Raw genomic sequence first — 13,635 nt, forward strand, 5'->3', positions numbered from 1 at the left:
CCGAAGCGTGTGTCAGACGCCCCGGGAGAGCTGGGCCTCAAGGACCGTGGGGCCGCCGGGCGGGCTGGACAGGGTGAGCGTGCCGTCGTGCGCGGCGACGCGGCGGCGGATGCCGGTGAGCCCCGAACCGCCCTGCTCGTCGGCTCCGCCCCTGCCGTCGTCCTCGATGCGCAGGCGCAGTTGGCCGCCACCACCTCGCACCGTCACGGACGCGCGCCGCGCCCCGCTGTGCTTGGCGATGTTCGTCAGCGCCTCGGCCACCACGAAGTACGCGGTCGCCTCCACGGACGCGGCGCACCGCTCGGGCGCCTCGACCTCGATGTCGCAGGGGACCGTGCAGTTCGCGGCGAGACCGGACAGCGCGCCCGTCAGTCCGCGGTCGGCGAGTACGGGCGGCAGGATGCTCCGGGAGACGGTACGGAGTTCGGCCAGCGCCTGTTCGGCCGCGCTCTGTGCCCGTTCGAGGATGTCGTCCGCACCCGCGGGATCGCGGGCCACCATGCGGCGTGCGGCGCCGAGCAGAACGGTGACCGTCACCATCCGGTTCTGGGTACCGTCGTGCAACGAGCGCTCGATACGGCGCAGTTCGGTGGCGTGGGCGTCCAGCGCGCCGGCCCGGGTGGCGGTCAGCTCCGCGATCCGCAGCGACAGGTCGGTGCCGGGGCCCGCTGTCAGCAGACGCCGCGCCGGCGCCGCCTGAAGCCGTGCCATGCCGGGCGTCAGACCCACGATGATGGCGAACCAGCCCACTCCCAGCAGGCAGACGGCGGCGGCGTCCATCCAGGTGTGCGCAACGCCGAAGCCCAGGGACGTACTCGACGCGTCCTCCGGCGCCAGCGGCCAGTACAGCGGGAAGGTGCTGTCCCGTACGGCGAAGAGCGGCAGCAGGACGCCCATCAGGCCCAGCAGCAGTCCGAACGTGGCATGCCACAGCAGCCAGCCGAGTGTCCGGTACGTGACGGGGGCGGCCCACGCCTCGCGCAGCCGGGTCGGGGCCGCCGCGGGCCCCATGATCTCGGGGCCCCAGCGGCCGAGCCTGCCGCGTTCCCTGTGCGCCAGCCCGTGCACGGCGTGCAGCGCGGTGGGCGTCAGCAGCAGGCCCACGCCCAACGGGACGGTGACCAGGCCGAACAGCAGCCACAGCAGCGCGAACAGCGCCAGTACGGCGGTGCCCAGACCACCGACGAGCTGCTCCAGCGAGGCGAGCGATGCGGTCGCCGCTCGGGCGACGACCCTCTTGAAGCCCGTGTACGGCGCGTCCTGCCCGCCGCTGTCGGGGAGTTGGGGCCCGGTCGAGCTGGCTGGCCGGGACGGGTCAGTTGTTTCCGGTGGGTTCGCTGGTTCCGGTGGATTCGCTGAGTCCGCCGGGTCCACTGGTTTTGCCGAGTCCGTCGGGTCCGCTGAGTCCGTCGGGTCCGCCGAGCTCGCCGAGCCCGCCGAGTTGGCTGATTCGGCCGCTCCCAGTCGGTCCGCCGCCCAGGCTCGGTCCGCCGCCTCGGCTCGCCCCGCCGTGCCCGCTGGCCCCGTTGTTCCTGCCCCGGACGCTGAGTCCCGCGCTGCGCACATTCGTGCCTCCCCTTCGTCGGTGACCCTACGGCGGGGGCCGGTCGGGCAGTGGGTCGGCGGCCGGAGAGTACAGCCTGCTGTACCTCGTTCCGGCCAGCCCACGGGATCGGCCGCCGGTGCCCGGGTTCCCTAACGTCTGGGTACGGGGGCAGAGACGACGTGTTCGTCCGTCGAACGGAGCCGGGATGCTGGACAACGACCCTCGATACGCCACCGCACCGGGGCCCGGCGACGGCGTGCGTCCGCGCGCACGCGGCGTCCTCCGCTCGGCGCTGTGGGTGCTGCTGGTGCTGAGCGCTGTGGCCAACCTGGTGGTGTCGAGCGTGGGCGGGGCGCCCGGGGTGAACCTCGCCTGCGGCCTGGTCACCGCAGCCTGCGTCACCGGACTCGCGGTGCTGTGGCGGCGGGAGCGCGACGACCGGCCGGCCCAGGGACGGACGTAGCGGACGGTCAGGCGCGGCGGTCGGCTTCGTCCAGGTAGCGCAGAACGGCGGCGACGCGTCTGTCCGTACGGTCGGTGGGGGTCAGGTCCAGCTTGGTGAAGATGTTGCGGATGTGTTTGTGCACGGCGCCCTCGGTGACCACGAGCCGTTCCGCGATGGCGGTGTTGCCCAGGCCCTCGGCCATCAGGCCCAACACGTCGCGTTCACGGGGGCTGAGGCGGTTCAGGCGGGTGTCGGGCAGCGTACGGGCGAAGAGTTGCGCGACGACCTCGGGGTCGATGGCGGTGCCACCGTCCGCCACGCGGTGCAGCGCTTCCAGGAACTCCTGCACCCGGCCGACCCGTTCCTTGAGGAGATAACCGAGCCGGGCGCTGCCCCCGGCGAGCAGGTCCGTGGCGAACGCCTGCTCGACGTAGGCGGACAGTACGAGCACGGCCAGGTCCGGCTGACTCCGCCTCGCCTTCACCGCCGCGACGATCCCCTCGTCCGTGTGGGTCGGCGGCATCCGTACGTCCACGATGGCGACATCGGGCGCGTGGGTTGCGACCGCCTCCAGGAACTCGTCGGGAGTGCCCGCCGTGGCCACGACGTCCAGCGACTCCGCCCGCAACAGCAGCGCGAGTCCCTCGCGCAGCAGCGGATCGTCCTCGGCTATCACAACCCGCATGACAGGGTCACTTCCCGTGTGAGGGCCGCCAGATGAGCCGACCGCTTCGAGCGCTCCGTCCGATGCCGTACCCCGCCTCGCGAAGGAGCGGCGACGGCGACACGGTGACACGCCGACAATAGAGCACCGCGAGGTGCCTCCCGGCAGGGGCGTGCGTGCGGGGAGTACGGCCCGCGTGTGGGGTACAGCCGCGTCTGGGGAGTACGGCGGCGTCTGGGGAGTACAGCCTGCTGTACCCGGGCTTTCCCGTGCGCTGGATCGTTCGCCGTGGTGATCGTTCGTAGCGTCGTCGTATGCCAATGGACAAGGCCGACCGGCCCCACCGCCCACCGGCCCGACGGTCAATGACCCGACGGTCGACGGCCCGACGGTCAACGACCCGGCGGCCGGCGGCCCGACGGTCATCGGTCGGCCGACCGGTCCGACGGACCAACGGCCCTACGAACAGGGAGCATTCCGTGACCGATCCCTACCGCAGTTTCGCGGCGCCCGAGGCGAGGCGGCCGGAGCGGACCGAGACCTCGCAGGCCGGCATGGCGCGTCCGGTGCTGTGGCTGTTGTTGCTGGTCAGCGCCGTGCTGAACGCGGTGACCTCGTCGATCGGGGGCATCAGCGTCTTCGTCGGTATCGGTATGGGGCTGGCCACCCTGGCCTTCGCTGCCGCACTCGTCGTCCACTACCGCAGGCGGAGGCGAGCGTGAAGTTCCGCCGCAACGGGGGCCGCCGCGGGGCGGACACCGGCCCCGCCGCCTCTCGTAACGGCGGCCCTGACCTCCGCACAGTGGGTCTCCGCACAGTGGATCTCCCCGCGACGGCTCTCCCCGCGACGGATCTGGGCGCGACGGATCTGGGCGCGACAGACCTGGGTACGGCCGATCCGCGCACGCGTACGTACACGGCCGATCCGCGCACGCGTATGCGGCAGCCGGGGCCCGGGAGTGGGCGGCGGACGCCCGCCGTGGAACTGGCCGGTGTCACCAAGACGTACCCCGGGGACGTCCGGGCGCTCGATGAGGTGTCGCTCGTGGTCGAACGCGGCACGTTCCTCGCCGTGATGGGGCCTTCGGGTTCCGGCAAGAGCACGCTGATGCACTGCGCGGCCGGGCTGGACTCGCCTACCGCAGGGCGTGCCTTCATCGACGGCACGGAGATCGGCACGCTGAACGAGACCCGCCGCACCGAACTGCGCAGGAAGAGCGTCGGCTTCATCTTCCAGTCCTACAACCTGGTGCCGTCCCTCAGCGTCGAGGACAACATCATGCTGCCGCTGCGGCTCGCGGGCCGGTCGCCCGACCGTGAGTGGGTGCGCGGCCTGGTCGAACGGGTCGGCCTGGCAGACCGGCTGACCCGCCGCCCCGCCGAGCTGTCCGGTGGCCAGCAGCAACGGGCCGCCATAGCCCGCGCGTTGGCGGCCAGGCCCGCCGTCGTGTTCGCCGACGAGCCGACGGGCGCGCTCGATCTGCGCACCGGCCGGGAGGTGCTCGCGCTGCTGCGTGACCTGGTGGACGGCCTCGGCCAGACCGTCGTGATGGTCACCCACGACCCGGCCGCCGCAGCCCGTGCCGACCTGGCGAAGGTCATGGCCGACGGGCGCGTCGTGGACACGCGTGTGAAGCCCACGGCGGGCGAACTGGCCACCTGTGTCACGGCGTTGGAGACGGAGTAGCGCATGCTGTATCTGGCCTGGCACATGGCACGCCGCAGAATCGCGGCGCTGCTGGCCGTGACCTGCGCGACGCTGGGCGGAGCCGCGATGGTCACCGCCATCGGCGTACTGGCCGAGTCCGGCTGGCGCTCGCACGCACCGGTCGAGCGCCTCGCCCGCGCCGATGTGGTCGTCTCGGCGAGCCAGACCCACCGTCCACCCGGCGACCTGCCGGTCACGCTCCCGGAACGTGCCCGGGTGCCGGCCGAACTCGCCGACAGGCTCGCACGGCTGCCGGGCGTCGCGAGCGCGGTGAGCGATCTGAGCTTCCCCGCCGCCGTCGTCACAGGGCGCGGTGTCGCCGTACCGTCCGAAGACCCGAGCGTCAACGGTCACGGCTGGTCATCGACCGGCCTGCTCCCCGCACCGCACATCGACGGCACGGCACCGGCAGGGCCGCGCGAGGTGGCCCTGGACAAGGACACGGCAGCCGCCGCGCACGCGAAGCCGGGTGACCGCGTCAAGGTGGTCGCGGCCGGACGCCCCGGCACCTACCGTGTCTCCGCCGTACTCCAATCCCCGGGCACCGGCGTCTACTTCACTGACGCCACGGCGACACGGCTCGCCAACCACCCGAGCGCGAGCACGGACGCGGACGCGGACGCGAAGGCGGCGTCGAGCGCGAAGGCGGCGTCGAACGTGAACGCGGCGTCGAACGTGAACGCGGCCGGCGCGCATACGGCTTCCGGCGCGAACGCGGCCCACATCGCCAACGCGGCCCATACGGACCCGGTCGGCGCGAACCAGGTCGGCGCCAACGCCGCCCCCGCGAAGGCCGCCCCCGCCAACGCCAACTCCGCCAACGCCGCCCCCCGTACGGCCGACCTGATCGCCGTACGTGCCGAGCCGGGGGCCGGTGGCAAGGTCGTGGACGAGGTGCGCGCGGCCGTGCGGGACAGTGGGCTGACCGTCTCCATGGGGGCTGCCAGGGGTGATGCGGAGTCGCCGGGTACGACGGCGGCGCGCTCGCTCCTCCCAGCTCTCGCGGGGTCGTTGGCGGGCGTCACCCTTCTCGTGGTGGGGTTCATCGTGGGCGGGGCGCTCTCCGTCTCGATCCAGGCCCAGCGCCGCGAACTCGCCCTTATGCGCGCGGTCGGTGCGACTCCCCGGCAGATACGCCGGCTCGCCGCAGCGCAGGCGGCGCTCATCGCCCTCGTGGCGACGGTGCCCGGTGTCGGTCTCGGCTACGTCCTGGCCGAACGCTTCCGCGATCTGCTGGTCTCCACCGGGATGCTGCCGCCCGGACTGCCCCTGACAGTAGGTCCGTTGCCTGCCGTCGCCGCCGCGGTGCTGCTGGTCGGCGTCGTGACCGTGGCGGCCCGCTGCGCCGCGTGGCGTACCTCGCGGATGCCGCCGACCGAGGCCGTCGCCGAGTCGCGCAGCGAACCCCGTACGCCGTCGAAGGCGCGTGGTCAGGTCGGTCTCGGCCTGATCGTCGTCGCGACCGGGATCTCGATCACGCCCCTGCTGACCCGTTCGCAGGCGGGCGCCGCGGTGACGTCCATGGCCGGCATTGTCGCGGCGATCGGGCTGGCGCTGGCGGGCCCCGTGCTGGTCAGCGGTATCGGCCGCACGCTGGCGAGGAAGCTGCCGCCGAAGGCGTCGGCTTCGACATGGCTGGCAGTCGCCAACAGCCACGGTTACGCGCTGCGCGTCGCCGGAGCCGTCACCACCCTCGCGATGGCCGTGGTCTTCACGCTCACCTATGCGCTGACCCAGACCACCGTGTTGGCCGCGACCTCCGGTGATGTCGAGGACGGCACCCGCGCGCAGCTCGGCGTGAGCGCGCCCGGGCTCGGGGGCGTGCCCGAGGGCCTGCTCGCCGACGTACGGGACACCCCGGGTGTACGGGCCGCCGCCCCCGTCACCACGACCACGGCGCTGTGGCCGTACAAGATGGCGGGGGACATCGAGACCGAGTCCAGCTCGGCGCTGGTACTGACCCCGCAGGCGCGCGGCGTCTTCGACCTCGACGTGCGGACCGGCAGCCTGTCACAGCTAACGGGGAACACCGTCGCCGTCAGCACGGATGTCGCCGGGGCCCGCGAAGCCGAGGTGGGGCAGCGGGTGAAGCTCGTGCTCGGTGACGGCGCCCCGGTCACAGCGCGCGTGGTGGCGACGTACGAACGGGGCCTCGGCTTCGGCCCCGTCGCGCTCTCCCGCGACCTGGCAGCGGGCCACACCACCACGGGTCTCGACCAGAACATCCTGGCCCGTACGGACGGCACGGACGAGGCGCAGCGCAACGTCGCAGCTCTGGCCTCGTCCCGGCCGGGCCTGGCCCTGGACGACAGCCCCGGCAAGCCGGATCAAGGGGGACAGGGGGGACAGGGGGGTGTGGGCAGTGTTCCGCCGGAACTGTGGATCAACATCGTGGTCCTGGCCGTACTGCTCGGCTACCTGCTCCTCGGCATCGCCAACAAGCTGGTCGCCACCACAGCGGGCCGCCGCACGGAACTGGCCACGCTCCAACTGATCGGCGCCACGCCCTTCCAGGTCAGAGCGATGATGCGGCGCGAGGCGACGCTGATCGCCGCTGTGGCGCTCGGCACAGGGCTGCTGCTGTCCGTGGTGCCCTTGGGGCTGCTGTCCGTCGGGTTCCTCCACCAGCCCTGGCCCGCGGGGCCGTCCTGGCTGCTGCCTGCCGTGACTGTCGTGGTCGTCGGCATCACGTTCCTCACCATCGAACTGCCGACCCGCCAGGCCCTCCGCACCCCACCGGCCCAGGCACTCTCCCGCGCCTGACTCCCGCGCCTGACTCCCGGGGGTGTGCGAGTCGGTAGCGTGGCGCCGCCCTGGTCAGGGCCCCGGTACCGGATTCCGCCCCCGGTTTCCGGTACGGGGGTGCGGTCCGTCCCCTCCGACCGGCGCGGCCCACAGGCCGCTCCCGCCATCCCCGCCATCCCCGCCGCCCCGCCTCTCTCGAACGGGCGGCGGAATGCGGCCCCGCGACGCGGTGTTGTCGCGGCAGTGAGCGATGACCCCGAGGGTTCAGCGCCGCCCCCGAGCGAGCGGGCGGCCATCCGTGCGCGTCTGGCGGGGGAGCGGGCCGGCACGGAGGAACGGATCGCCGCGCTGGAACGGGACTTCGCCACGATCGTCGAGGCCAACGCCCTGGTGGCGGTCGATGACGAACACGACCCGGACGGCTCCAGCACCGCCTTCGAACGCGCTCACGTCGCCTCCCTCCTCGCCCAGGCCCGCGAGCACCTGTCCGACCTCGACCAAGCCCTGGACCGGCTGGAACGCGGCGACTACGGGCGCTGCGACCACTGCGGCACCCCGATTCCGCCCGAACGCCTTCAGGCACGCCCCGCGGCGACCACCTGCGTGCGCTGCGCCGCGCTGCCCTGATGCGGCTGGTGCCGCCCATGCCGTCCATGCCGCTGGTGTCACTGGTTCCGCTTATGCCGCCCATGCCGCACCTGTTCGTGGTTCAACCGGCCCTGGAACAAGTACTTGGACCAGGCGCCCGAACACACATCCTGAACCGGCCTGGGGCGTGGATGACCAGCGATGACCAGCGGCGACGAGGTCGCGGACCGTTACGCCCGGACCACCGGGCAGCGCCCGGGCCCGAGGAGTGGCGAGGCGAAGGGGTACCGCTACTCGCGCTTGGGCATGCACTCTCCGAAGTCAGTCGATTGCTCTATGTGCTCATTTGGAGAGTGGATGGCCCCCGACACCCCTCCCAGGCATGTCGCTTGCATCATGGACGGTAACGGCCGCTGGGCCCAGCAGCGCGGACTGGAGCGCACCCACGGCCATATGGCCGCCCATGCCGCCCTCGACGCGATCATGGACGGCGTGCTGGCGGCGAAGGTCGAGTGGCTGACGCTGTTCGCCTTCTCCGCCGAGAACTGGTCACGCCCCCAGGAAGAGGTCAGCTTCCTGGTGCGCTTCCTCACCCAGCACGTCATCAGCAGGGAAGCGCAGCGTTTGCGCAAGCGCGGAGTGCGGCTGCGCGTGCTGGGCGGGGAGGACCCGCGTATTCCCGCTGAGGTGACGGACAAGCTGCGCGAGGTCGAGGAGCTCACGCGTGACAACAGCACGCTGCAACTGAGCCTGGCGTTCAACTACGGAGGCCGCCAGGACCTGTGTGAGACCGCGCGCTCCCTGGCCGCCCAGAAGGTTCCGGCCGAGGAGATCACCGCCGAGACCTTCGCCCAGCACATGCAGCTGCCCGAACTGCCCGATGTCGACCTGCTGTTGCGCACCGGGGGCGAGCACCGGTTGTCGAACTTCCTGCTGTGGCACTGCGCCTACGCCGAACTCGTCTTTCTCGACGTGCTGTGGCCCGACTTCCGCATCACGCACTTCCGGCACGCGCTGGAGCTGTATCAGCAGCGCCAGCGCCGCTTCGGCGCTGTGGACCCGCCGGAGGGAGCCGACGCAGCCGCTGCCGCCGCGTCTGCTTCGGGATTCGCCGGGTCCGCGTTCGAGCCCGAGTCCGAGTCCGTCGAGACCGCCGCCTCGCTGCCGCTCAACGACCACCCTTCCCCGCCCGGTCCGCCCAGCCCTCCCACGCGCGGCCTCTCGGCTCTGCCTGACCTGTCCGTGCTGACCGACCTTTCCGCGCTCCCCGGCCGGTCCGCTTTGCCCGACCCGTCCGTGCTGCTCAACCTGCCCACGGCGATCGCCTCCCACCTGGGCGCCACCCTGTGGGACGGGCTGAGGGAGACCGCCCGCTTCACCCTGAACCAGCTCACCGAGGAATCGACACAGGCCGGGCCTCCGAACCTTCCCTGATGACCGCCCCGGCCGGTCCTGCCGGTCCCGCCTGTCTCGGCTGTGCCGCCCCCTGAGCCGGGCAGCCACGCCCTGACAGCGCACACTTGCACCTGGCCGGGATTCCCCAAGGCCGGCCGCGCGACGACCGCACCGCGCCGCCTTCCACGTCGGCGAGATCGCCCTCGACGTCGGCGAGATCGCCCTCGACGTCGGCGAGACCGCCCTCGACGAGGCCGACCCAAGGGCCCAGTTCCAGTTCCTCCACCGCCCCTCCTGATCCTGCTCTTCCAGGGCATGAGGGGCATCGAGCGCCAAGGGGCCGCCGCCCCGCTGGTCGACAGCTGCCGATCCGGGACGTGTCAGGCGCAGTCGACTGGGCAGCAGCGTCGTGCGGGGATCTTGATGGTTTCTTTACAGCCGCACTTTTTGACAGGGTGGGGCTTTTACATGTGCAAGGCAAACGGGGGCGCGTGACGCGCCGTCCGAGGACGAGGGGGTTACGTGGCGCAGGAGAGTGCGCGCAAAGGTCCGCGGGCTGTGGCCAGTGGGGCAGCCCGGGCCGTGGCGGGTGGAGCCGATCCGCGTGAGGCGGCGGAGGAAGAGCTGCGCCGGCGGGCCGGCGTGGCCGACGGGGCCGACCGGGAGGACGGGATGGATCCGTCCGACTTCCCCGCGGCCCGCGAGCAGGGCGGAACCATCGACACCGTCATGGAGCAGAAGACGGTGCCGCTGGACGAGGCGGGGGAGGAGCTGAACCACAGCGGGCAGAAGCGCGACGGTATGCAGCAGGTGCACACCATCTGTCCGATGGTGCTGCCGCGCGGCCGTTCGTTCGTGAGCATGCTGCCGGTTTCGCTGCTGCTGGTTCTGGGAGCCGTGGGAACGGCGATCACCTCGGCGCTGTCGTCGTTCACGGACAGCAGCGCGCTGACCAACCCGCTGTTCGGTATCCACTACTGGGTGCTGGCCGTCGCGGCCGTCGCCTTCGTGTGGTGGCGGCAGGGGATGGTGATGGTTCCTGACGGGTCCCAGGCGCTGATCACCCGGTTCGGGAAGCTGGAGCAGGTCGTCGGCCCCGGCCGGGTCATCCTGCTCAACCCGTGGAAGCGCGTTTCGTACATCATCAACACCACGCGCGAGTACCCGTTCAACGCACCGGTGCGTGAGGCGCCGACGCGGGGCGGGGTGAAGGCGTCGATCGACCTGTTCATCCAGTTCCGGATCAGCGACCCCGTGGAGTTCGTCTACACGCTCGGCGCGGTGCGCGGCTTCGAGGAGAAGCTGAACAACGCGGTGAGCGAGACCATCCGCAGCCTGATCTACGAGCAGGAGGCAGCGGGGATCTACGACATGGTGGGCGAGGACACCGGCAGGCTGCTAGAGCAGCTCAACCAGCAGTTCAGGCCCGCCGTCGAGCTGACCAACGCGAACATCACGCACGCCGAACCCTCCGACCGCGGCTACCGCATGGACCTGGCGTCCCCCGAGATGGTGCGGGTCGCCAAGGAGGCGTACACGCACGAGTACGCGCTCCAGCTCCGCAAGGAGCAGGACGAGGGCGACCTCAGCAAGGAACTCGCCTCGCAGCAGGAGCAGCTCTCCTCGATCCAGGCCGACATCGCGCAGCACCAGGCGCAGATGGACACGGCCCTTGAGCGGGAGACGAACCGCGCGGGTGCGATGGCACGCCAGCGTTACGTACAGGCCGAGTCCGAGGCGAAGGCGAACGCGGCGCTGCTGGAGGCGCAGGCGCTCGACATCCGCGCCGTGACGGCGGCCGAGGCGCCGGAGATCCTGGAGTACCGGTACCAGCAGCAGGTGCTGGACACGCTGGAAGGCGTCGCCGACCACCTGCCGCGGCTCGTGCGGATCGGCGGCGGGGGAGAGGACGGCGCCGCGGGTGTCGACTTCCTCGCCCTGGCACGGGAGTTGGTGGGCGAGCGCGGCACCGAGCTGTTCTCGACGGAGGACATGGCCGCCATGCGCGGACGCCTCTCCGAGGTCTCGGCCCGTATCGACGGGCGCGAGGCGGAGATCAGCGCACTGCGCGAGGCGGAGCGGCCGACCGCGCCGGCGCAGGGCGCACCCGGCGGTGTGCCCGTACCCGACACGGGTGCCGCACGCGCAGGCAACGGGCACGGCGCAGCCGCCAACAGCGGCAACAGCGACGAGAACGACAACAGCGACGAGAACGACGGCGCCCACGGCAGGCACCGCGCCGAGGGTGCCGACGGTGCAGCCGGTGCCTTCGGCGCCGATGTGTACGGGGAGGCAGGAGAGTGAGCGCAGCAGTCGGCAACCGCAGGTCCGTCATCACCGAGGAGGTGGCGCCCTGGGGCGACATACCGCAGCTCCTGCGGGGCGGCGAGGCGGGCACGCTCGTTCCGGTCATCATCCCCAAGCACCGCCGCAGGGTGTGGTGGATGGTCCCGGTCTGGCTGGGGCTGCTCGCCGTGATCAGCGGAGTCATGGCGGCCATACAGGATGTGGACGGCGCGGCGGGCGATGTCTACGACACGTTCGCGACCGTCACCTACATCTTCGGGCTGCTGTTCCTGATCGCAGGCGCGCTGTGGTGGTGGCGCTCCTCGATCGTCGAGATCGAGCAGGGCACCAACGGCATCCTGACCCGTTACGGCGCCATCTCGCGCACCCTCGACCCCGGCCGCCACTACCTGTGGCACCCCTGGTCGCGGGTGGACTTCGTGGTGGACACGGCCACCGAGATCCCGTACTCGGCGCCGGTCGTCGCCTGCCCGACGCAGGAGAACGTGCCGCTGCGCTCGATCGAGTTCTTCCTGAAGTTCCGCATCACGGACGCCGTGCTGTTCGTACGCACCATCGGCGCGGGCAACTTCGACCTCGTGCTCTCCAGCGCCGTCCAGGACGCCATCAGGCAGCGGGGCCGCAGGGTGCGCACCGAACGCGCCTACGACCTGCGGGGCTCGGACGTCGCCGACATGCAGGAGCTGCTCAACCGGCAGCTCTCGCGCTACGGCGTACGCATCACGGGCGCCAACATCCCCGACGTCCAGCTCCCCGCGCAGTACCAGCAGCACCTGGCGACCCGTGAGCGCGTCGCCAAGGAAGCCACCGCGTACGAGCAGGAGTGGGGGCTGACCCGTAAGCGCCGTATCGACAGCCTGCAGATGGACATCGAACGCGCCAAGAAGGTGCGGGACGCGCGCATCGTCGAAGTGAAGGCGGCACTCAACAAGGCGCGTGAGCAGGTCGCGCAGCTGCTGGAGGAGCAGGAGACCGAGGCGCAGAACGTGCGCTTCGAGATCGAGACGCGGGGCCGCAGCGGTCTGATCGCCGCCGAGAACGAGGCGCGTGCGCAGCGCACCCTCGCACAGGCGTACCGCGACAACCGCGCGGTCCTCCAGTACGAGTTGGCCCGCCGCCGCCTCGACGTGGGCGCCGCACTCGCGGGCAAGGCGCCGCGGCCCGTCGTCCTGCGCACCGACGCGGCGGGATCCGGCGACACCTCGGCGCTCTCCACCCTGCTGGCGGCCCAGCTCCTGCCCCGCCTCACGGAACTGCCCGCAGGCTCCGGGCACACCACCGCGCAGGGCCCTGACGCGGCGGCCGTGAGCGAGGCCGTCGCCGACGTGTGGCAGCAACGGCAGTAACGCCCCCCCCGCTGCCAACCCCCTTACGGGGTGCGCCCCTTGACCCCGAGCGGATCAAGGGGCGCGCACCCCGTTCCTGCGCTACCCCGTAACGGCGAAGGCACTGGCCCGGGCATGCAGATGCCCTCCGCTCGGGGCGGGGAACTGCGGGGGAAGCGGGTCCAGCAGAGACATGAGGGCGTAGCCGGTCTTCTCCGCGACCGCGCAGGACGGTTCGTTCTCCACGGAGTGGAGCAGGTCCAGCCTGTCGAGTTCGAGCCCGTCCGGAACATCGAGCGCCCACTGCGAGACGGCCTCCAACGCCCGCGAGGCGACGCCCTGTCCGCGGTACGCGGCAGCGACCCAGTAACCGACCTCGGCGGACACCTTCTCCGGCTCGACCTCCTTGACACCGGCCCCGCCTACGAGGCGTCCGCGGTCGCCGGTGCCGCCCTCGGCCACGACAGCGAAGCTGTAACGGCTGCCCGCCTCCCACCCCTCCTGCTGCGCCTCCAGCCAGCGCGCCGCCGCGGCTTCGTCGTCGAGCGGGTTGGTCGTCCAACGCCGCACCTCCGGGTCACGGTGCGCCGCGAGCAACTCCCCAAGATCCCCGTCCCGCCACGGACGCAGCCGCAACGCGGGCAGGGACGCGACGGATTCCACGCTCAAATGCACAGCCATCCCACCAACCTATCCGCGCCTCCCCCGACACGGCTGCGCCCCCGAAGGGGCGCGGGGAACTGCGCCGCAAGCCACGGGGCAGCGGCAGTCCGCGATGCGCGGCAAGGGGCACCCCCTCAGCGAGGGCGCGAGCCACAGGGCAGCCGCAGCCCGCGACGCGCAGCAAGGGGGCACCCTCTCAGCGCAGCGAGGGGGCACCCCCTCACCGGGGCAAGCCGCAACGTACACACA

At 71.8% G+C, this 13,635-nt stretch carries 11 protein-coding genes; 8 read left to right on the forward strand and 3 right to left on the reverse strand.

Going from position 1 to position 13,635, the window contains the following annotated elements; translation table 11 throughout:
- Positions 1–12: 12 nt before the first annotated feature.
- A complete protein-coding gene (locus tag NMN56_RS23140; RefSeq protein WP_274045570.1) occupies positions 13–1,374 on the reverse strand; it encodes a sensor histidine kinase in 1,362 nt (453 codons plus the stop codon).
- Between the two features lie 377 nt (positions 1,375–1,751).
- On the opposite strand from NMN56_RS23140, the gene NMN56_RS23145 reads away from it, so the two are divergent.
- Complete coding sequence (locus tag NMN56_RS23145; RefSeq protein WP_274045568.1) at positions 1,752–2,009, forward strand: hypothetical protein; 258 nt, start codon at positions 1,752–1,754, stop codon at positions 2,007–2,009.
- Positions 2,010–2,016: 7 nt separating this feature from the next.
- On the opposite strand, the gene NMN56_RS23150 is transcribed toward NMN56_RS23145, so the two are convergent.
- Complete coding sequence (locus NMN56_RS23150; RefSeq protein ID WP_274045566.1) at positions 2,017–2,676, reverse strand: response regulator; 660 nt, start codon at positions 2,674–2,676, stop codon at positions 2,017–2,019.
- A gap of 458 nt (positions 2,677–3,134) precedes the next feature.
- Between NMN56_RS23150 and NMN56_RS23155 the strand changes: the two genes are divergently transcribed.
- The 7 genes from NMN56_RS23155 to NMN56_RS23185 all read left to right on the forward strand — a co-directional run bounded on the left by NMN56_RS23155 (position 3,135) and on the right by NMN56_RS23185 (position 12,744).
- Positions 3,135–3,377: a hypothetical protein gene (locus tag NMN56_RS23155; protein ID WP_274045564.1), complete on the forward strand. Its 243-nt coding sequence runs from the start codon at positions 3,135–3,137 to the stop codon at positions 3,375–3,377.
- A gap of 215 nt (positions 3,378–3,592) precedes the next feature.
- On the forward strand, positions 3,593–4,342 hold the full coding sequence (locus NMN56_RS23160) for an ABC transporter ATP-binding protein (protein ID WP_274045687.1): 750 nt from the start codon (positions 3,593–3,595) through the stop codon (positions 4,340–4,342).
- Between the two features lie 3 nt (positions 4,343–4,345).
- Positions 4,346–7,126 carry an FtsX-like permease family protein gene (locus tag NMN56_RS23165; RefSeq protein ID WP_274045562.1) on the forward strand — a complete coding sequence of 927 codons (2,781 nt, stop codon included), beginning with the start codon at positions 4,346–4,348 and terminating at the stop codon, positions 7,124–7,126.
- Between the two features lie 225 nt (positions 7,127–7,351).
- Positions 7,352–7,735 carry a TraR/DksA family transcriptional regulator gene (locus NMN56_RS23170; RefSeq protein ID WP_274045560.1) on the forward strand — a complete coding sequence of 128 codons (384 nt, stop codon included), beginning with the start codon at positions 7,352–7,354 and terminating at the stop codon, positions 7,733–7,735.
- A 318-nt stretch (positions 7,736–8,053) separates the two neighbouring features.
- Complete coding sequence (uppS, locus tag NMN56_RS23175; RefSeq protein ID WP_274045558.1) at positions 8,054–9,130, forward strand: polyprenyl diphosphate synthase; 1,077 nt, start codon at positions 8,054–8,056, stop codon at positions 9,128–9,130.
- 633 nt (positions 9,131–9,763) lie between these two features.
- Positions 9,764–11,395, forward strand: coding sequence for an SPFH domain-containing protein (locus NMN56_RS23180; RefSeq protein ID WP_274045686.1), 1,632 nt, complete (start codon positions 9,764–9,766; stop codon positions 11,393–11,395).
- On the forward strand, positions 11,392–12,744 hold the full coding sequence (locus NMN56_RS23185) for an SPFH domain-containing protein (RefSeq protein ID WP_274045557.1): 1,353 nt from the start codon (positions 11,392–11,394) through the stop codon (positions 12,742–12,744). Before NMN56_RS23180 ends, NMN56_RS23185 begins: the two co-directional genes overlap by 4 nt.
- 81 nt (positions 12,745–12,825) lie before the next feature.
- Here the strand turns inward: NMN56_RS23185 and NMN56_RS23190 are convergent, their stop codons facing one another.
- Positions 12,826–13,404, reverse strand: coding sequence for a GNAT family N-acetyltransferase (locus tag NMN56_RS23190; RefSeq protein WP_274045555.1), 579 nt, complete (start codon positions 13,402–13,404; stop codon positions 12,826–12,828).
- Positions 13,405–13,635 lie beyond the last annotated feature (231 nt).

The organism is Streptomyces iconiensis (assembly GCF_028657195.3).
Taxonomy (GTDB): Bacteria; Actinomycetota; Actinomycetes; order Streptomycetales; family Streptomycetaceae; genus Streptomyces; species Streptomyces iconiensis.